The following is a 20,461-nucleotide window of genomic DNA, read 5'->3' on the forward strand; positions in this document are numbered from 1 at the left end:
CCCGAACTCACGGCCGTTTCGCTTGCTGGACGAGTTGGGCCAGTTCGGCATCGAGGATCCGATCCCACGCGAACCAGACGAGTACCGCGATGACGCATGCCGCGCCCGCGACCACCCATGGCGACACGTGCCTGAGCCGGTCGAGCAGTCGCGTGTTGGAGCAATCGGTGACGAACCCCGGGCGGCCCGCCGGCCTCAATTGATCGATCTGTGCAACCAGTTCGGCCATCAGTGCCTGACGTTTCGCCTCACCGTCATGGGTGCCCGCGGACGGGCCCGAGCGGGCGGCATACCGGCCACGGAATCCCAGGCCGAGAACGGCCGCATAGCACTCGAGCAGGTCGACGTTCGGCGCGGGTTCGCGCATCCGGTAGTCGAGCCGCTCGTAGATGCGCGTGCCTGCATCGTGCGTGCCGAATCGCTCGACCTGCAGCGGCGTGGATTCCCAGTTCGCCTTGTCGGAAGCCGGCAGATGCCGCAGTGCGGCCTCGTCGATCAGCCCGCACTGGGCGACGATGGCGTCGTCCCGTACGTCCGCGGCAATGCCTTGCGCATCGAGCGCGGTCGCGAACTGTGCGACCAGCAGGCGGCACTGCTCACGCAGGCCTGCGGCGTTGTCGACCTGGCCGCCGTTCGACAGGTGAGTGACGAGCAATGCGGTATCGCGCAACAGCGCGCGCATCGAGGATCGCAGTGCATGACCGGATGAGGGATCGTGCGCAAGCAGCGCGGTTTCGTGACGCATGGAGGCGACGGCATTCATCAGCGCAGCACCGCATAAAGTTCGAGCGACGCGTCGGGAATCGACGCGGGCAGGTAGATCTGGCAAGCGCGCGCGGCGAGCATCCGCGCATGCGCGGCGTCGTGCGCATCGAGCGCGAAATAGTGGTTGTCCAGCCGGACCGGTATGGCGCCGGGCACCCGCTGCACGGCTTTGAGCGGAATTCCCGCCACGGCGGAATTGACGATGTGCTCGACGTCGTCCGGTGCGCCGATCTTGCAGAGGCGCGGAAACTGTTCGACCAGCTCGAACGCCGGCAACGCGGCATTGACGGACAGATACCAGTCCGCGGCATCTTCGACGATGCGCTCGTCGCGGAACTGGCCGACCCAGGTCGTCGGCGTCGTATGCGAGAGCCCGATCGAGACGACGCGTGACGGAATGATCGCGTCGAGCAAATCGCGGATCAGCGATTCGAGCGCTGCGAACACGTCATGGGCGCTTGCATGGTCGTAGGGCGGAATGTCGGTCAGCGACACGCGCGTCGAGAACGTGATCAGCGAGCCGGCCAACTGGGCGAGCACCTGGTACAGGCGATCGGTCGGCTGCCCCGGATGCGACGCGAGGAAGCGCAGTTGCGGCCACGCCTGGTGAATGCAATGCAGGAGCCAGAACAGCTGGACATCGGCGACGCCGTACTCGGCCACCTGCTCGATGCGCTCGCTGCGGCGCGCACCGAGGAGCGCGCTTTTGGCGGCGAGGATGTCGGCGATCCGCCGAATACGCTCGATATGCAGCGTGTGACCCGATAGCGCAAGGCAGGGCGGGACGTATCGGCGATCGACCTGGAACTGTCCGCTCGTCGTGCGCGTCAGGCGTGCGATCGCGCATGCCGTGTCGTCGGCGTGCGATTCGAAGCCGAACAGCAACCGGACGGCATGACGCTCGGCGGCAATTTCGGTTTCGGCCGAGCCGTTCAGGTCCGTCACCTTGACGAACTCGCGATACGCGCGGCGCGGGCGGGCCAGCGCCGTTTCGTCGAAACGGCAGTTGCTGCCGTTCGCGTCGGGTAGCGCGAGCGCGGCGAGCACGTCGACGGTCTGGGTATCCGCGGGAATTTCGCCGACGAGGTCGCGCGCCGGCGGCAACGCGTCGGCGACGGTCGTGTCGATCGGCGTGCCGTCCGGGAAACGCAGTTGCAGCCGTGCAAGCTTCAGGCGGCCGGAGGACAGTGCCTCCTCGTCGATGTCGACGTTCAGCGTTCCCCATGGCGATACGGCGACAGCCGACGCCAGTTGTTGCAGCGCGAACCCGTTCCAGCGCTCCTGCTGCTGGAAATGCTGCTGCGTAAGAATCAGCCCTTCATGCCAGAGCGGTTTGTCGATCCGCATGGTGTGGTCAATACCGATGTAGGAATTATGAGGCGCCGATTCTATACATCGTTTTCCGATTTCGTATACCCCGTTTTATTCGAATTTGTTGGAAAGTGTCTCGAATAAATTGAGATAAATGGGGTGTTTATTTTGAGATTTATTGGGTGCGGGGTGTTTCTCCGGTGTGAGTGGTGTCGAGTGGAATTTTTATTGAGATTTTTTGTTCCGTGTTTTTTGTGGAAATCGCATATAAATCAAGTGGTTGTGGGATTGTCGTGAATTTGTTTGATAGTGATTTATGGGCGAGCGTGTGGGATTGGGACGGCGTGTCTGGAATGCATCATGGGATCGGACTAGTCTTATTTGCAAAAAACCTTGTGTCGTTAATTTTCAATTTTCCGTGTTTCGGGTTTACTCGCTGACAAAGGGCGTGATATTTTCTGCCGCCTGAGTCGGATATCGGGCCGCGAATATCCGGATGGGCCGTTCGTCGATGCACGTTGCGGGGTTGGCATGGGCAGTACGGACGGCGATGCACCCCTGACTTGCGGGTGCGTGTCGCGGAGTCTTCAAGCTTCCTGAGATAAGGAGAACGAATTGGATAGCTTTCAGCGAGAGATCCCGAAGAGCCGGGTGTCGATCACGCTTGACCTGCATACGGGTGGAGCGCAGAAGAAGGTCGAGTTGCCCCTGAAGCTGCTGGTCGCCGGCGACTTCAGTGCCGGCCGTGAGCAGGCGCCGCTTGCCGAGCGCAAGAAGGTGAACATCGACAAGAACAACTTCGATGCCGTGCTGGCCGACTATGCGCCGGATCTCAGGATCGCCGCGGACAACACGCTGGCCGGCGACGGTTCGGAGCTGCCCGTCAACCTGTCGTTCCGCTCGATCAAGGATTTCGCGCCCGAGCAGGTCGCGCGCCAGATTCCCGAGCTGCAGGCGCTCCTCGCGATGCGCAATCTGCTGCGCGACCTGAAATCGAACCTGCTCGACAACGGCACGTTCCGTCGCGAGTTCGAGAAGGTGCTGAAGGACGATCGCCTGTCCGCGAAGCTGCGCGGTGAACTCGCGCAGATCGCGACCGCCGCGACGCAGCCGGAAGGGCATGCGTGACACGCGCTGGGCAAAACGCGCGTTCAGCGCATTCCGCAACATCGTAGCGATTCGATCGCAGACAGGACACGCCATGAAATCCACTGAAACGCAGCACGCCGGCGCGAGCGAAACCGTCGTGCTGGACGCCCCGCACGGGGATATCGACAGCGTCTATGCGTCGCTGTGCAGCAAGATCAACCTGAAGCCCGTCAGCGAAGCGCGCCCGCTCGAGGCGTTCCGCGACAACGACATGCTGTCCGAGGCGTCGGCCGACGAGCGCATCGCGCGCGGGATGGGCGCATTCCTCGAACTCGTTGCGAACGCGAGCCAGCCGGTGGACCGCCTTGACAAGTCGCTGCTCGATTTCCATATCGGCCAGATCGACCGGCAGATCAGCCGCCAACTCGACGCCGTGATGCATACGCAGGAATTCCAGGCGCTCGAGGCACGCTGGCGCGGCCTGAAGATGCTCGTGAGCCGCACCGATTTCCGCAAGAACGCACGCATCGAAGTGCTCGACGTGTCGAAGGACGCGCTGCAGCGCGACTTCGAGGATACGCCGGAACTGATCCAGAGCGGCCTGTACCGCCTGACGTACATCGAGGAATACGACACGCCGGGCGGTCAACCGATCAGCGCGATGATCAGCGACTTCGAGTTCGCGAATTCGCCGATGGATGTCGCACTGCTGCGCAACATCTCGAAGGTGGCGGCCGCCGCGCACATGCCGTTCATCGGCTCGGTCGGGCCGGCTTTCTTCGGCAAGCAGTCGATGGAGGAAGTCGCCGCGATCCAGGATATCGGCAACTATTTCGATCGCGCCGAGTACATCAAGTGGAAGAGCTTCCGCGATACCGACGATGCGCGTTACGTCGGCCTGACGATGCCGCGCGTGCTCGGCCGTTTGCCGTACGGCAAGGATACGGCGCCGGTACGCGCGTTCAACTACGAGGAGGCCGTCAAGGGCCCCGACCACGACAAGTACCTGTGGATGAATGCGTCGTTCGCGTTCGCGGCGAACATGGTGCGCAGCTTTGTCAGCAACGGCTGGTGCGTGCAGATCCGCGGGCCGCAGGCGGGCGGCAAGGTCGAGGATCTGCCGGTTCACCTGTACGACCTCGGCACCGGCCACCAGCCGAAGATCCCGACCGAGGTGCTGATCCCCGAAACGCGTGAATTCGAGTTCGCGAATCTCGGCTTCATCCCGCTGTCGTTCTACAAGAACCACGACTTCGCGTGCTTCTTCTCCGCGAACTCGGCGCAGAAGCCGGCGCTGTACGAGACCCGGGAAGCGACCGCGAACAGCCGCATCAACGCGCGGCTACCGTACATCTTCCTGCTGTCGCGCATCGCGCACTACCTGAAGCTGATCCAGCGGGAGAACATCGGCACGACCAAGGATCGTCGCCTGCTCGAGCTCGAGTTGAACAACTGGATCAAGGGGCTCGTGACCGAGATGAAGGATCCGGGTGACGAGCTGCAGGCGTCGCATCCGCTGCGCGAGGCGAAGGTCACGGTCGAGGATATCGAGGACAACCCGGGCTTCTTCCGGATCAAGCTGTTCATCGTCCCGCACTTCCAGGTCGAAGGGATGGATATCGGGCTGTCGCTCGTGTCGCAGATGCCGAAGTCCAAGAACTGATCTGACGTCGTTCTGCAAGCCGCCGGGGTGGTGAGGTTTGCCCCGGTGGTGCCGCGTGTTTGCGCAACCGAGAGAGTCCATGTCGATGATTTTGCCTACGCAGGCTTATGAATTGAAGCTGGCGCCGCACCCGGCGCCGACGTCAGTGCTCCGCTTCACGGGCCGGGACGCCGTGAGCGAGTTGTACCGCTACGACATTGAATTCACGAGCCCGGTGGTCGGTATTCCAATGGATCAGGTGGTCGGTCGCCCGGCAAAATTCATCGTCGCGCCGGTCGATCCGAACATGGACTATCTGCGCAGAATGTTCGGCGAGAACACGGAGCAATTCAGCAAGATGCCGCCGACCTATACGATCCACGGCGTCATCACGGAGTTCGACGAGCTCGACACCTCGGCCGATCAGACACACTATCGGGTCCGGCTGGAGCCCAAGCTCGCTGATTTGAACAGGGGCGTGACGAGCCGGTTGTTCCAGAAGCAGTCGATCGAGGAGATCGTGACCGACACGCTGCGCCATTATGGCTACCGGGCCGGGGTCGATTTCCAGTTCCAGTTGCGCGGTCAGTACAAGCGCCGCGAGTACGTGACCCAGTATCACGAAACGACGTTTTCCTTTATTCAGCGAATCTGCGCCGAGGAAGGGCTCTGGTTTCGCTGGGAGCAGCAGAAGGATTATGCGGTGCTCGTGTTTGGCGACGATCTGGACGCCTATGCGCGCAAGCAGCGCACCGTGTCGCACCGGCGCGACTCAGGGCTCGAGAGTTCGGGCATGGACGCGATCAAGACGCTCGAGAAGCGGACTCGGCGCGTGCCGGAAGCCGTACGGTTGCACGATTACAACCACCGTGAGGCGGGTGTGTCGCTGCTAGTCGAGGAAAATGCCGCACGCGACGACAAGACGACGAGCGGCATCTATTACCAGTGGGGCGAGCACTACGAGACGCCGGAAGAGGGCAAGAGCGTCGCCCGTCGGCGCCACGAGGAATACCTAGCCAATCAGATCACCTTCAGAGGTACCGGAAATCCGTTCTGGCTCGAGGCGGGCGAAGTCATGCGGCTGGCGCCGCATCCGGTCGATGCGAAGCACGGGATTTTCGTCACGGCGGTGGAGTCGCAAGGCGGGCGCAACCAATCGTACTGGGTGACCTTCGAGGGGATTCCGTCAGACCGCGTATGGCGCACGCCGGTTGCATCGATCGAGCAACCGGTCATCGACGGTATCCTGCCGGCCCGGATTACGTCACCTGGCGATTACAAATACGCGTACCTGACCGAGCAGGGCTGGTATGTGATCAAGCTGCCGTTCGATCTCGATGAGTGGAGCCCGGGCGGCACCAGCCGGCCGGTGCGGTTCGCGAAACCGTATAGCGGCGACAACTATGGGCATCACTTCCCGCTGATTGACGGTGCGGAGGTGGCGGTTGTCTTCACGCAGGGGGATCCTGACCGACCCGTGATCATCGGGGCCATGCACGACAGCCTGCATCCCGATCTCGTCACCAGCCAGAACCATACCCGGAATCTGATCCGCACCGCCGCGCAGAATGAACTGCGGATGGAGGACAAGGAAGGTGTCGAGCACGTCCATCTGACGACGCCGTTTGAGGCGAGTGAGCTGAACCTCGGTCACATGGTCGACGGAGATCGCAAGGATCGCGGGCGGGGTGTCGAGTTGCGCACCGACGGGCCAGCGGCAATTCGGGGATCGAAGGGTGTGTTGGTGACTGCGGAGGGACAGCCCGGCGCCGCGGGACAGCAGCTCCACATGCAGGACGCCGACACGACGCTCGAGCAGGCCGAACAAATCCTGAATGCGCTGAACGACTCGGCGAACGCTGCGAAAGCGCTGCAGGCTGACATCGATCAACAGCGCGTACTGATCCAGCAAAAGCTCAAGCAGCTTCAGAAACCCGTCATTGTTGCGACAGCTCCCGATGGCGTCGGGATTGTCAGTGGTCAGCAGATGCAGCTTGCCGCCCGCAAGCAAATGTTTGTGACCGCCGGCGACGGGCTCGACATCGGCGTCATGAAGCGTATCGCGGTAGCGGCCGGCGAGGCGATCTCGCTTTTTGCGGCAAAGCTCGGGATTCGAATCTTTGCCACGAAGGGCAAGGTCCAGGTACAGGCACAGTCCGACGCGATGGAACTGATGTCGATGCAGGACATGGCAGTCAGTTCGTCGGATGGCGAAGTAATCATCACCGGCCGCAAAGGTGTCACGCTCGGCGATGGATCGGGCGCCTACATCAAGTTGTCGGGCGGCAAGATCATCCTCGGTAGTCCGGCCGGAGAAATCGAGGCCAAGGGAAATCTGACGATCGACGACCCTGACGGCGGTAGTTTCAAATTTCCGACTTGGGCCGCGGCGCCCGTCAGCGATGTGCAGACTGCAACGAACTTCGGATTTTCGGAATAACGAACAACCATGGCAAACCCACCCGCACCGAAGAAGCCACAATCCCCCACGCCGGCACCGGCCAAGCTGAAGCCGTTACCGTTCGCCTTTCCATTCCTGCGAAAGGGAAGGGGAAAGACCGACGCTTCCGTGCAATTCACAGGCGAGCACGAAATCTATCGCCTGCTTGCCGAACGTGAGCCGTCAGGGGCGTATCTCGTGAGCCGTAAGGGAATGTGGCATGGCGGCATTCACGTTACGGAGGCGTGCGCCGGACAATCGCTCGATCTTGACACGGGCTTGCGCTGCATCGCCGACGGCACACTGATTGCATTTCGCGCCAACAAGACTTATCCGATCAGCGAAATCGGTGGGGCGGGAAGTGAATCACCGGTTCAGGCACCGTACAGTACCGGCTTCGCACTCGTGCAGCACACGATGGAGTTCCCACAGGGCGCGAAGCTGACGTTTTACAGCCTGTACATGCACCTGATGTCATTGGAGGACTACGCCAATTTCCCGAAGCGGAGCAAGCCGGCGTACTGGCCGCGGCAGTGGCGGGTCACTCAGCATGCGCAGGACAAACCTTCGTCTGGTCGAAACGGTCAGGTTCCGGATTCGTCGCAGCAAGGGTTACGGGTTCGTAAAAGCTACCCACGTGGCGAGATCGTTGGCATCCTGCCGCAGGGGGCAAGCGTTAGCATCGGCAAGCGGGAGAAGAACTGGGGCCAAGTAACCGATCTGCACGGAGCGTCACTGGTTCCACCCGAAGCCGGTGGCTATGCCGAGCTGGTCCGAGCCGTTGGTGGCTGGGTTTTTATGGGCCAAGACAACGGCGGACCAACCGTCGAGGAGGTCATCGAGGATTCGATGTTCGACCGGGTGATCGTCACGATAGAACAGACTGGTCAGTCGGGAGATTCGCGAGGAATCAGAGGCGGGATCCCGCTCAAAGCTGGCGACCCGATCGGCCACCTCGGTCGCTACGATTCGCTGAGCGAATGCACGTCCGGCACAAGGATGGCGCACATCGAGGTGTTCTGTGACCACGGTATCGAGTCGTTCCTCGAGCAAGGTCGAGCGTGGGTCAATCAACACGGTCCGCACAAGGAAGACTGGTCGGTATTGGGTCTGCCCTCCGAGCCGACGATTCTTCGGGTTGCACCGGGTACGGTGCTATATCAACGCCAGGACAAGAAATTTGTTCCTGGAGTTGACCCGCAGTCAAGAAAGACCGACACAGTTCAGGTGTATTCGCTTGCCGAACTGGCACGCAAATCAGAACGACGAGTCGCCGAGCCGAAGCCAAACCCCAATCCAGGCTACCCGGTGAACTGGTGGCACGTCGAGGGTGTGAATGCTCAAGGTCAACAAATCGACGGCTGGGTTTGCGACTTCAACCACCCGAGCGGCCGGGTGACGCGGGAATTTGCGCAGAAGTGGATCGACTTCGAGTGCCTGGCGGACGCCCATGATCCGGCGCATACGATCTTTGCGACAACCCCGAAGTGGGTTGATTATGCGAGCGGCGCCAACGTTGCCGACGTCTCTTCGCGTTCGAATCTTAGCCCATTGATGCTCAAGGTGTATGACGCTTTGTTCACGAAAGGCGATGGCAAGAAAGCGGCTGACGAACTATGCACGCTGTCGCGAACGGAGCGCGACGGGTATCCGTGGTTGATGCTGGCGGCATCCCGGCTGATCGTCAAGCACCAAAGTGAGTGGGCTAATCCGTCGAAGTGGAAGCAGTTGATCGCCGAACTGGAGAAGCAGACGGGCCTCAAGCCGCAGCACGAGGAAGAGCAGAAGCGGATCGATAAGCTTGCATGGTGGGATGACTTGAAGGCCCATGTCCCAGGTTTTCCTGCCCCCGATGTATTTCATGTCAATCCAATTGGCTTAATCGCGAATTTTTCACTCGAACTGGGAATTATCACACTTGAGATGCTTGCGGCGGTTGATCCACGTGGCAGTCAAAATTATCATAGGCAGATCCTTCCTGCACTCAATAAGTACGCGAAAGGATATCGGGTCACTACGCCAAAGAGAATTGCTCATTTTCTCTCGCAAATCGCCGTCGAGAGTAGTTTTAAGAATATCGAAGAAGGACTTTCATATTCTTCAAAGCGAATGAAGGAGATTTTCGGATGCAATCCTGCTCCCAAAGGCAAGGAAGCGTATAGCGAAGTATCAGGCGATATTGTTTGCAATTTCGGTCGGCGGCGGGAGAAATTGTGGACTGAAACAAGCAAGTACGAAAGTAATCCAAAAAATCTTGCCAGCTATGTTTATGCTGATCGATATAAAAATGGAAACGAGGAGTCCGGAGACGGGTATAAATATCGCGGCAGAGGTCTTATACAGACGACATTTAAAAGCAACTACATGATGCTTACGGATGAGCATAATCGCCGCTTCCCGGATGATCAACGTGACTTCGTGGAAAATCCAGATCTCGTTCTTAGCGATTTGGAGTATGGGATCGAATCTGCTTTTGTTTACTGGGCCGTCACTAAAAATGTTAACGGAATTGCGGATTCTGGGAATGTCCTCGCGGTTTCGAAAGCGGTAAACGGCGGGAAGATCGGGTATTCAGAGCGCTTAACAGCCTACAACAACGTGGCGCCAATTCTTGGGCTACAAAAGGAGGTGGCGTAAAATGTTTATTTCTAGGTTGGTAGTGGCGAGCGTGATGTCGCTCTTTCTCTCGCTTAACGCATATGGAGTTGAATCTATCTCGGGTTGCCCGCCGGCAAATACTAAGAAAAATGTGTTTGATGCGTCGGTATTGGAAGGAAATTCGAGAGTTTCCATCGAAAACGGCACGGCCGAATATCCGCTCGTTCTTGATTTCTATCGACCGATAAAGGGTGGGTGTAGAAAAATTGAATTCGCTCGATATTCGATTGAAGGAGGGGTGCCGACAGTTGATTCGATATTTTTTATGGCTCTTCATGGTCGCGTTAATGTGTTCTCCATTGTTGCATGGGATATAAACAATCGCGGCGATGGTACTTATGGGCGACTCTATCAGGTGTACGCCTATTTCTTTAATAACGATGGAATGTTAGTTGAAAATAGGCGCATCTCTGAAGACAGCTCAATGACCGGGATTGAGGGATATGCCCAAGGCACGGAGTCGAAATTTAGATATAGAACGGCTTCTGATGTTAAGAAATACTGGCGAAGTCGACTGGGCAAACCTGTCAAACAATGACTAGAGAGAAGTATAGATCAATTGATGCGCGCTAGGAGAAGGAGAGGGGATATTATTTAGGCTGCACGCAGCAGGTGCCGCACTACTTGTTTTTTGCACTCCGTGGCTATGGGGCTGAGGAGGCAATAGTTGTCTGGTATCAAAGGAAAATAGTAACGTCGTCGACGCATCGCAGATCTATGCGAATTCGTTAATATTCATTGAGAATGGCACGGGAAAATATCATTCAATTCCCGCTTTGCATCAGCCAGGAGATGGAGGGCGCGAAAAATTCGAGTTTGCTCGATAACGTTGTAACCAACTTCGCGATCTGTGATGGGACTCCAAAATGATTAATAAGTCAATATTGATGCTCTTGGTAGTACTGTCTGCCTGCGTTCTGGCCCAGGAAAGTGTGTTGGGTGAATCAAGTGTTTTAGAGTATGCCAATGGTGGGCACAACGTCTACCGATCGCTACGCTTTAAACGCCCAGATGGCACGATGTTTAGCCCCTTCGATGAGGGATTGAGATTTTACAAGCCCGGCGCCAACAGTCTGTCTCCGGACAGGCGGTACTCGATCGTGAGCTTTTCTGCCGAAGGAGATCTCGACGATTCCAGCGGCGTGTCTGGGCATACCGAGTATCTGTGTGCGTTCGTACGTATGAAGGACGGTTGCGTTGTGCATGTGGCGCAGGATGCCGTCTGTGGTGGAGAGTGGCACCCGCCTCACCAGTGGTCCATCAACATTGAACCGATCTTCGATAATCCACCTAATGCAGCCGACATCTATGCTGTTTACGCATCGAAATATAAAAGTGGATACCAAGTTTCACAGCCACCAATCCTAGCCTATCTGGCGGAAGGTACCACATTTGACAATCTGCTTGCGTGCGACCCACCGAATGCAGGTACCAGAAGCGCTTATTCGAAACTACTTGTCCAATTACGGGGGGATGGAGACACCGAAAACGCCGCCAAACTGAAGAAGATCCTGAGTGGTGACGGGAGTGGCACATCTATCCACGTAGCGCCAGTTGAGTCGGGCGCCTGGGCCGTCCATGCAGTGATTTCCAAGAAGGCATATCTCTATGGAAGACCCGATAAATCATCAGTTACCAGATCCTACCTTGTGCAAGGTGATTCGGTATTGGTGAATAAATCTAGCTTGTCGCAGGGGTTTATGGCGTTAAGGTATCGTCAGAAGAACGGAAATATTATCGAGAGATGGATTCGTTGCGAAGATGTGAATGCGTGCTCCACAGGTAATTGAATCGTCGATTTTTAATTTCTTATCTAGGTATTCAAGGTGAAAAATCTCGCATATGAAGGTGACACAACGAGCCACGGCGGCACGATTCTGACCGGCTCCGATCGCATCAAGGTGAAGGGTCGGCGGGCCGCCCGTATCGGCGACAAGGTTTCATGCCCAATCCACGGCGACAACGAAATCGTCGAAGGCAGCGGCCGAATGAAGGATGGCACCACGCCGCTGTCGCGCGACGGCGATCACACGCGGTGTGGGGCGGAACTCATTGCCTCGTCCAGCGGAGCCCGGGTTCGGTAAGCGATGCCTGTCGATTTCAATCGCGTGCCGCCACGGGGCGAGGTCCCGCCTCCACCTCAGATCTCTATGATTGTCTGGACGATCCTGCTGGCGCTCGTATTGGGCGCGGGAACTGGTTTGACGATCATGCTTTGGCCTGCGGGTCTTCCGACCAACACGCTATGGTTCTGGTTTTGCATCGCAGGTTATCCCCTTCTTGCTTGGGCTTTTTTGCTCTTCGCCTGGCTAGGCTACGGTTACGTCCGTCGCAATCAGGCGATTGCGACGAACCGCGTCAGCGATGAGGCAGAACACGCACGACATGCATTAGCGAGCAGACCATTGGCGATACTGGGTCATGCGTGGTGTTTTGCCGTGGACGATTCGGAGAACTCGCTCAAGGGCATTCTGAACGGCACCGAACTTTCGACACGGCCAAGTGGTGCAGTCGCGGATAGTGAAGTCCATGCACGTTGGCTCGATATCCCCGATCAGCCTTTTCACCCCGGCAACGAAGTTGCGGAACATGCCCGCCATCATGCTGTATGTATGTGGCTGATTGAACGGCTGCTCGACGCGCTCCTGCCGCAACTCAGCGCTCTTCCGCAGCGAACGAAGCTCCAGGTCGAGTTTCATCATCAATCCAGGTTGAAATCCGAGGCGGTCGAAACGCGCATACGGGAATCGATTGCTGAACGGGTGCCTTCTCTAAAGATCGACCTGAAGCCGGGTGAGCATGCGCCCTCGCTTTTTAGAACGGATGCGTGGCTTGATAAGCCGGACGTCAATACGGTTCACCTGCTCATCGCCGTTGTACTTCGCGACGCCATTAGTGCTGTCCTGTCAGGAGGTGTAGCAGAGGCGGGCGTGGCCCTGCTCGTGGGGCAATCGCGACTTGCGTCACAGGTAAATTCCTTCGGGCTGTGGCTGCATCGTCCTGCCAAAGACTCGTTCGATGCTGCCACCCGGACGCTCGGACTCGCTGCCCGTTGGGGGCACGCTTCGCGTGACTGTTTGCGCACGGTGTGGACACACGGCCTGACCGATGACAGCGTAGGTGCGGTTCGGCGAGCCGCATCTTTTTCGGACGAGATGCGCTGGAACGTACTTGAGACGTTAGTGGGCGATTGTTCGGGTGCGGGACCCTGGCTGGCCGTCGCCCTTGCCGCGGAAAGTGCCGGTACGACGGGTGATACGCAAATGGTGCTGTGCGGTGAAGGTCAGGATCTGATCGCCCTCGTTTGCAGAAAACAGACATGAACGACAACACGAACGACAACAAGACACGATCGGCAGGCCTCTTCATTGGTATTGCTGCCGTCATCGTGTTCCTCGCGCTCGGTATTGCGGTATGGGTGGAGGGCCCTCGTTACGGGTGGTCTCGCGACACCCGGATCATCGTCGAGCTTTCGCTGTGTGTGGCCATGCTGGTGGTGGTCCTGCTGGTCAAGTACTTAGAAGGGGTACTGCTGTGGATCGCGTCGTTGAGAGCTTCGCGTTGGTTTGCCCGATACGACGCCGCCCGGCACGCAGCGTCTGTAGACCACGACGATCAAGACCCGCTACCGGAACAAACCGACCGTGCTGCTGCGCTCCGCAATGCTCTACAGGATCGCCACGGCCGGCGATGGCGCTATCGCGAACGATGGGTGCTGATCGCCGGCGATGAACCGCTCGTGAAGCGTCTGGCGCCGGGTCTGGTCGACACCGGCTTTGCGATCACCGGCGACACGGTCCAGCTGTACGCGAAGCAAACGAGCAGTATGCTCGATGGCGACTGGCTCGACCAGATTCGCCGCTTGCGCCGTCGTCGTCCGGTCGACGCGATTGTCGCGATAACGCGTAACCGCGGTTCGTCCAATACGCCGTTCGACACCGACAATCTGTCGCAGCGGCTCGCGCGCCACGCGCGCGCGTTGCGCTGGGCCGCGCCGGTCTATCTGCTCAATGTGACGGATTTCGGCCGTGACACGTCGAGTCCCGATGAGGCGATCGGTTTCACCTGGTCCAACGCGTGCGTCAGCATGGAAGCAATCGACGCGTCGTTGCAGAACCTCACCGACTACCTGGCCGATTCCGGTGTCGTGCGCATGACGAAGGATGCAGGCGACCGTTATCCCGCGGAGCTGTCCCAACACATTTCGAACTTTCGCAACGTGTTGTCGGGTCTGGTGCTGCAAACCTCGCGGTCGCGTACATGGCGGCACGCAGTCCACGGCCTCCTGTTCGCGCCGCTGTTCACGGAACGGGAACTGGCACCGCAAGTACCCGCCGACGCGAATGATGGCGGGCAACCGGCCGACCCATCACACCGCACGATCTGGCATACAGTCGCCGAGCACAGCCGAAAGATTCACGGCCGCCGCGTCGGCTTTTCACTGTCGACCACGGCAGCCTGGATAACGGCCGCCCTGATCGGCTGCGGGTTCGTCGGCACGACGCTGTCCGGCTTCGCCAACCGTGCAACGATCGGAAGCGCAACGGATACGGTTGCGAAGCTCACCGGGCCCCTAAACCCGACACAGTCGCTGCAAACGCTCACCGATCTCGACCGGCAAATGGACACGCTCGAAATCCATCAGCGTACCGGTGCGCCGTTGGCTACCCGTTTCGGCCTGAACCGCGACCACGCGCTACTCGATGCCCTGTGGCCTTACTACGCCGATGCCGCGAACCGCATCCTCGTCAGTCCGATTCGCCAGAAGCTCGAAGCGAGACTGCATCAGCTTGCGTCCCTGTCCGACGCGGAAATCGCCAGTGGAGGCGATGCTCAGGTACAGGCTGCCTACGACACGCTCAAGACCTACGTGATGCTTGCCAAACCCGAGCGGGCGGCCGCCGCATTCCTGATACCGCAACTCGTCGCGACGTCTGCACCCGAACGCCCGACCAATTCACCACTATCGAAGGGCAGTTGGGAGGACCAGCGTCAGCAAGCGATCGCGTTCTTCGCCAATCACATTGGACGTGGCGCTGCATCCAGTCAGGCCGCATTGGCGATTGTCCCGGATAGCAACCTGATCGCATCTACCCGACAGACGATCATCGGTGTCCGAGGCATCCAGAACTCCGGAGACGCGATCTACCAGCAGATCATCGACGAAGCGACACCGAAATATCCGCCGCTGTCACTCGCGACGTTGCTCGGCGACGCGGCGTCGCAATCATCTTCTGGCGGTGCGACGAGCCGGGGCCTGTTCGGCACGACCGCCACGGTACCGGGCGTATTCACGCGCGCAGCATGGGAAGAGCGCATCTCGAAGGCAATCGACGAAGCCGGCGAGCAACGCGATGTGGCGAGCGACTGGGTACTCTCCGACACCAAGGTTGCCCGTGCATCTGCGTCGACATTGAAGGCCGAACTGCGTCGGCGCTATTTCGACGATTACGCGCGTGCATGGGCGCTTTTCCTCAACAGTCTGCGTTGGCAACCTGCACCGACGCTATCAGCTACAGCCGACCAACTCACGCTACTAGGCGATCCGCAACGCTCGCCGCTCGTCGCGTTAATGAATGCGATCGTGTATCAGGCTGGAACGGGAGCCAACGCCCAATCGTTGTCCGACACGCTGATCAGCAAGGCACAGCAACTGGTCGGCGCTGACGAGAAAGATCCGTCGAAGCAGGCCAAACCGCAGCTCGCACCGCTGGCCGCCGCATTCGGCCCGATCCTGCGCCTGACCGGCAGCGACCTCGCGTCGGGAATGCCGACGAACGGCAAGGTGGCCACCACGCAAATGGCAGCGACCGGCGACCTGAGTCTGGCCCGCTATCTGGAGCGCATCACGGCCATGCGCCTGAAGACCTCGCAGATCGTCTCCAGCCCGGATCCGGACGCGATCGCACGTCTGGCCGCGCAATCCGTGCTGCAAGGCAAGACGTCCGATATCGCCGACAGCCGCGATTACGCGAGTCGTGTCGCCGCGAGCCTGGGTGAACAGTGGTCCGGGTTTGGCGCGTTGTTCCGCGCGCCGTTCGATCAGTCGTGGCAGGTCATCGTGCAGCCGGCCGCATCGAGCCTGAACGAGATGTGGCGCACCGCAATCCTCGCCGACTGGAACAAGACCTTCGGCGGCCGCTATCCGTTCGCGGATTCCGACAACGACGCGTCGCTGCCCGAGATGGCGCGCTTCATGCGTCCGGATAGCGGCGTGATCGCGCAGTTCGTGACGTCGCAACTGGCCGGTGTCGTCGAACGGCAGGGGGACCGGTGGGTCGCCGCACAGGGAGCCGATTCGGGCGCATTGACGATCGATCCGGCTTTCCTCAACGGTCTGAACAAGCTTACGCGCACGTCGACGGTCCTGTTTCCGTCGGGCGACGCGCGCGTGCGCTATGAACTGCGGGCCGAGCCGACGCCGGGCGTTACCGACATGAGATTCGTGCTGTCCGGCCGCGAACTGCATTACTTCAACCAGAAGCAGGAGTGGACCCCGTTCGAATGGCCGGGACAGTCGCTCGAGAACCTGTCGCATATCGAATGGCAAACGGAGCAGGGCGGTTTGCGTACCGCGCTCGATGCGCAGGGGCGTTTCGGCCTCGTCCGATTGCTGGAGCGCGCGAAGATCACACAGCAGGACAACGCCCGCTATCTGCTGACCTGGACGCCCGACACGAGCCAGGGCATTCCCCTCAAGGTGCAATTGCGCAGCGAAGCCGGCGGCGGTCCGCTCGACGTTCTTCAGTTGCGCAATTTCACGTTGCCGATCCGCGTTTTCGTGACGGGCTCTCAGAACGCAGGGCCTCGGGTGTCGTCGATCGGCCCGCCGCCGTTGCCGGCGTCGGCGATTGCGGCCGCTAAGCATGCGGCTGTGCCGTTGCCGCCGGGGCTACCGGGCGGGAGTTCCTTGCCGGACGACACCATGCGGGCAACGACGGAGCGGGCCTCAGGGCAACGCACCGCGCTCGGCCTTGCTCGGGCGAAAGCGCGAACCGCCGAGCCTGGCCCGGCCAAACAGACGAGCACGCCCAAGGCTGCGATTTCGCCGTTGGCGACCACGTCGGGGCGCGCCGATTCCTCCCCCCGTCCGTTTGGGCATGCCCTCAGGCTGCCGGGCGACGTATTCGTTTTTTGAGACCTGCCATGACGCTAGCCAATTTCGTGAAGACACTCGTCGGGGGTCCCCGCATCGATTCGCTCCGGAAGGCGCGGACGGATACCTGGGCCGCATGGGTCGCGCCGATACCCGGCGATTGCGCATGCGGGCGCGACCCCGGCTACGAAGACGCGTTCTTCGAACTGAAGGATGAAGCCGGCAAGCTGTCGGGAATCGATGACGGGCTGATCGTCCGCGTGTGCGAACACCTGCTCAAGGAGACCGGCAAGGATTTGCGCGTCGCCGGCTACTACGCGTTCGCACGCCTGCGGCAGGACGGCCCGGCCGGGTTCGCCGACGGGCTTGAACTGGCTGCCGCGCTCGTCGACCGGTTTGGCGAAGCCGCTTTGCCCGCCCGTCACGAAGCGAAGAAGGCAGCGCTCGAAATGCTCGCGACTGCGCGCGTGATCGAGATGTTGGATAGTCGGGGTAACTTTGCGCCGGTTGATCTCGAACGCGCGTTGGCCGCGCTCGATGTGCTCGTGACGCATACGGCGGCGTGGCCCGAGGCTGCTCGCCCGAATCTGCAGTCACTCGTTTCCCGCTTCGAGAAAAAGGAAGGGCCGGCACGCAGTGTCGATGCCGGCGTCGCGATGCCGCCTGTGACGGCCGCAGGTAAGGCTTCAGCCGGATCGATCGCGTCGACGCGCGATCTGCTCGATCAGGCGCGAGCGATGTCAGCGTGGCTCAGGGATCAGGAAAACGGCTATTTGCCGTCGGTGCGGCTCGTGCGAAGCATTCGCTGGGACACGGTGCACGACGTGCCGCCGTCGGATGCCGCGTCGCATACGCGTCTGGCGCCGCCACGCGCCGAGTTGCGACAGCAGATGAAACGCCTCGTTCTGCAAAAGCACTGGCACGAGCTGCTGGAGCGTGTCGAGGGTGCGTTCATGGAAGGCGTGAATCACCTGTGGTTCGACCTGCAGTATTTCCAGCACGTTGGGCTCGACCACGTCGGCACACCGTACAGCGCGTGGCGTGAATTGCTGCGCACCGACTTTGCGCTGTTTCTCGAACGACTGCCGGGCATCGAACGGCTGGCATTCAGCGACGGCACGCCATTCGCCGACGACACGACGCTCGAATGGATCGCCCGGCATGCGGTCGTGCGCGACCTGGAAGCGGGCGAGACAGTCGCGCCGCTGCCCGTTTCAGCGGATAGCGCAAGCGATGCGGCGGGCGACTGGCCGGAGATCGAAGCCCAGGCTCGCGAACTGGCTGCCCGTGACGGCATCGAAACGGCCTTTGCGTGGCTCGAAGCGCTGCCCGGCATGAAAACCGATCGACATCGCTATTTACAGCGGCTCGTGATGGCCCGCCTGGCCGACCATGCCGGCCGTCACGATGCGGCGCTCGCACTCCTTGCAGAACTCGACGGAACGTCCCGTTCGCTGACGCTGATGCGCTGGGAGCCGGCGCTGACGTTCGAGGTCAAGCAGCAACTGATCAAAGCACTGAAGGCGATAAGCAGCCGCAAGGACGCCGACAAGCAGGCGTTCGCACGCCGCATCGGCGAGCTGCATGCGGAACTCACAGTACTCGATCCCACCCGCGCGTTGACCCTTTCGTAACGGATTCCCATGGACAACAACGATCCCATCCTGCGCTACTACGAAGCGGAAATGCGCTATTTGCGCGAATCCGGCAAGGAATTTGCGAAGGCGCATCCCGATCGCGCGCGCCTGCTCAATCTCGACCGCGTCGGCGATCGCGATCCGTATGTCGAACGCCTGTTCGAAGGCTTTGCGTTTCTGACGGGACGGCTCCAGCAAAAACTCGACGACGAACTGCCCGAACTGACCGAAGGGCTCGTCAGCTTGTTGTGGCCGCACTATCTGCGGATGATTCCTTCGCTGTCGATCGTCGAGCTGACGCCATTCGCGGAGAAACTGCAGAAAACGGTAGTCGTACCGGCCGGCGTGCCGGTGCGCTCCGCGCCAATCAACGTGCCGTCCGCGGGCGGCGCGGAGGGCGCGGCGCCGCTGACCGTGAGATGTCTGTACCGGACCACGCAGGAGGTTGCGCTGCAGCCGGTCTCGCTCACGCATGCCGGGCCGGCCGTGCGACACGACGGGCGCTCGGTGATCCGTTTCGGCTTCGCGTTGCAAGGATCGGCGCTGCGCAAGGAGACGGATCTGTCGCGGCTGCGGCTGCATTTGAACGCCGATTTGCCGACTGCATTCGCGATGCATCTTGCGCTGACGCGTCAGGTCGACGCCATTCACTGGCGCGTTCCGGAAATACGCGATGGCGAATCCGTGCCGCTGCCGGGCGTCACGATCGAGCCGGCGGGATTTTCGACGGAAGAACGGCTGTGGCCCAAAGCCGATGCGGCGTTCTCCGGATATCAGTTGCTGCTTGAATACTTCACGTTTCGCGAGAAATTCCTGTTCGTCGATCTGTGCGGACTGGACATCACGAAGCTGCCCGAAAAATCGACCCGCTTTGAACTGGAGATCGTTCTGAAGGATGCCTATCCGTCGGATCAGCGATTCAGCGCGGACAACGTGCGGCTGTTCTGTTCACCGGTGATCAACCTGTTCGAACTGGATGCCGAGCCGATCGAGATCGACCATCACGAAACCGAGTATCGCGTCGTGCCGGCCGGTCATCAGGGCGAGCATGTCGAAACGTATTCGGTCGATGCAATCGCGACGTTCGATCACGATACGGCCGAGCGATACGAATACGTGCCGTTCACGACTTTCCGGCACCGCGGCGGCATGCTGCGGCATGAGGCGCCGGAGCGCTATTTCCATACACGCGTGCGTCCCGGCGTATCGGGGCTGCACGAAATGTGGGTGATTCTCGGCGGTCATGCGTGGGAAACGATGGATACGCTGCCGGAGGAAAGCCTGTCGCTGCGCGTGACGGGCACGAACGGACTGCTGCCGCGCAAGGGGCTGCGGGAGGCGAGTCTCGACGAGCTGGCGGCCAGCACGCCGAACGTCGCGAGCGTGCGCAATCTCGTGTCGCCGACGTTGCCGCTCCATCCGCCGACGGAAGATCGTTTCCAGTGGCGTGTGCTGTCGCATCTCGCGCCCAACTTCCTGTCGATGATGAACGCGGAGGTGCTGCGTGGCGCTTTGGCGCTGTACGACTGGACGAACGACGAACTGAACCGGCGGCGGCTCGCCGGCATCCTGCATGTGTCGCAGGAAATGATCGAGGAAGTGTCGGGCGGGGCGGTCGAGCGCGGCGTGCTGATCGAGGTCACGCTCGATGCGCATGCGTTCTCGGGCGAAGGCGACGTGATGCTGTTCGGCGAGTTGCTGCACCGGTTCTTCGGCGCATACGCGGAGATCAATCTGTTCACGAAGCTGGCGATCGTCAGCCTGCCATCGCGGTTGCGGACGGAGTGGCCGCGCAGCAAGGCGCGGCGGGCACCGCTATGAGT

At 60.3% G+C, this 20,461-nt stretch carries 13 protein-coding genes; 11 read left to right on the forward strand and 2 right to left on the reverse strand.

All coding sequences use genetic code 11. From position 1 onward, the window contains the following. Window positions 1–7: 7 nt before the first annotated feature. Window positions 8–682: a DotU family type IV/VI secretion system protein gene (locus F3J14_RS05750; protein WP_166722207.1), complete on the reverse strand. Its 675-nt coding sequence runs from the start codon at window positions 680–682 to the stop codon at window positions 8–10. An 80-nt stretch (window positions 683–762) separates the two neighbouring features. Beyond that, a complete protein-coding gene (tssK, locus tag F3J14_RS05755; RefSeq protein WP_166722176.1) occupies window positions 763–2,112 on the reverse strand; it encodes a type VI secretion system baseplate subunit TssK in 1,350 nt (449 codons plus the stop codon). 579 nt (window positions 2,113–2,691) lie between these two features. On the opposite strand from tssK, the gene tssB reads away from it, so the two are divergent. From tssB to tssF, 11 genes are all read left to right on the forward strand, one after another. Further along, a complete protein-coding gene (tssB, locus tag F3J14_RS05760) occupies window positions 2,692–3,204 on the forward strand; it encodes a type VI secretion system contractile sheath small subunit (RefSeq protein ID WP_006750268.1) in 513 nt (170 codons plus the stop codon). Window positions 3,205–3,277: 73 nt separating this feature from the next. Further along, a complete protein-coding gene (tssC, locus tag F3J14_RS05765) occupies window positions 3,278–4,828 on the forward strand; it encodes a type VI secretion system contractile sheath large subunit (protein WP_006750267.1) in 1,551 nt (516 codons plus the stop codon). A gap of 79 nt (window positions 4,829–4,907) precedes the next feature. Beyond that, window positions 4,908–7,247, forward strand: coding sequence for a type VI secretion system Vgr family protein (gene vgrG / locus F3J14_RS05770; protein WP_166722177.1), 2,340 nt, complete (start codon window positions 4,908–4,910; stop codon window positions 7,245–7,247). A gap of 9 nt (window positions 7,248–7,256) precedes the next feature. Beyond that, entirely contained in the window at window positions 7,257–9,884 is a 2,628-nt protein-coding gene (locus F3J14_RS05775; RefSeq protein ID WP_166722178.1) for a glycoside hydrolase family 19 protein, read from the forward strand. Between the two features lie 34 nt (window positions 9,885–9,918). Then, window positions 9,919–10,443, forward strand: coding sequence for a hypothetical protein (locus F3J14_RS05780; RefSeq protein ID WP_166722179.1), 525 nt, complete (start codon window positions 9,919–9,921; stop codon window positions 10,441–10,443). 328 nt (window positions 10,444–10,771) lie between these two features. Beyond that, entirely contained in the window at window positions 10,772–11,695 is a 924-nt protein-coding gene (locus F3J14_RS05785) for a hypothetical protein (RefSeq protein ID WP_166722180.1), read from the forward strand. Between the two features lie 36 nt (window positions 11,696–11,731). Then, window positions 11,732–11,989, forward strand: coding sequence for a PAAR domain-containing protein (locus F3J14_RS05790; protein ID WP_105786631.1), 258 nt, complete (start codon window positions 11,732–11,734; stop codon window positions 11,987–11,989). A gap of 66 nt (window positions 11,990–12,055) precedes the next feature. Next, the gene (locus tag F3J14_RS05795) at window positions 12,056–13,228 is read left to right on the forward strand and encodes a hypothetical protein (RefSeq protein ID WP_247682138.1); all 1,173 of its coding nucleotides are present in this window, start codon (window positions 12,056–12,058) and stop codon (window positions 13,226–13,228) included. Then, the gene (locus F3J14_RS05800; protein ID WP_166722182.1) at window positions 13,225–17,043 is read left to right on the forward strand and encodes an ImcF-related family protein; all 3,819 of its coding nucleotides are present in this window, start codon (window positions 13,225–13,227) and stop codon (window positions 17,041–17,043) included. Before F3J14_RS05795 ends, F3J14_RS05800 begins: the two co-directional genes overlap by 4 nt. A gap of 8 nt (window positions 17,044–17,051) precedes the next feature. Continuing rightward, the gene (gene tssA, locus F3J14_RS05805) at window positions 17,052–18,635 is read left to right on the forward strand and encodes a type VI secretion system protein TssA (RefSeq protein ID WP_166722183.1); all 1,584 of its coding nucleotides are present in this window, start codon (window positions 17,052–17,054) and stop codon (window positions 18,633–18,635) included. A gap of 9 nt (window positions 18,636–18,644) precedes the next feature. Beyond that, complete coding sequence (tssF, locus tag F3J14_RS05810; protein WP_166722184.1) at window positions 18,645–20,459, forward strand: type VI secretion system baseplate subunit TssF; 1,815 nt, start codon at window positions 18,645–18,647, stop codon at window positions 20,457–20,459. The last annotated feature ends 2 nt before the right edge of the window (window positions 20,460–20,461 follow it).

This window comes from Burkholderia sp. Tr-862, from assembly GCF_011753085.1.
Lineage (GTDB): Bacteria > Pseudomonadota > Gammaproteobacteria > Burkholderiales > Burkholderiaceae > Burkholderia > Burkholderia ambifaria.

What these genes read in the sequence shown, in the direction of transcription:
- tssK (WP_166722176.1), bottom strand. Translation starts at nt 2,112, where the DNA reads ATGCGGATCGACAAACCGCTCTGGCATGAAGGGCTGATTCTTACGCAG.
- F3J14_RS05800 (WP_166722182.1), top strand. Translation starts at nt 13,225, where the DNA reads ATGAACGACAACACGAACGACAACAAGACACGATCGGCAGGCCTCTTC.
- tssC (WP_006750267.1), top strand. Translation starts at nt 3,278, where the DNA reads ATGAAATCCACTGAAACGCAGCACGCCGGCGCGAGCGAAACCGTCGTG.
- tssF (WP_166722184.1), top strand. Translation starts at nt 18,645, where the DNA reads ATGGACAACAACGATCCCATCCTGCGCTACTACGAAGCGGAAATGCGC.
- tssA (WP_166722183.1), top strand. Translation starts at nt 17,052, where the DNA reads ATGACGCTAGCCAATTTCGTGAAGACACTCGTCGGGGGTCCCCGCATC.
- F3J14_RS05785 (WP_166722180.1), top strand. Translation starts at nt 10,772, where the DNA reads ATGATTAATAAGTCAATATTGATGCTCTTGGTAGTACTGTCTGCCTGC.
- F3J14_RS05780 (WP_166722179.1), top strand. Translation starts at nt 9,919, where the DNA reads ATGTCGCTCTTTCTCTCGCTTAACGCATATGGAGTTGAATCTATCTCG.
- F3J14_RS05795 (WP_247682138.1), top strand. Translation starts at nt 12,056, where the DNA reads ATGATTGTCTGGACGATCCTGCTGGCGCTCGTATTGGGCGCGGGAACT.
- F3J14_RS05775 (WP_166722178.1), top strand. Translation starts at nt 7,257, where the DNA reads ATGGCAAACCCACCCGCACCGAAGAAGCCACAATCCCCCACGCCGGCA.
- vgrG (WP_166722177.1), top strand. Translation starts at nt 4,908, where the DNA reads ATGTCGATGATTTTGCCTACGCAGGCTTATGAATTGAAGCTGGCGCCG.
- F3J14_RS05750 (WP_166722207.1), bottom strand. Translation starts at nt 682, where the DNA reads ATGCGCGCGCTGTTGCGCGATACCGCATTGCTCGTCACTCACCTGTCG.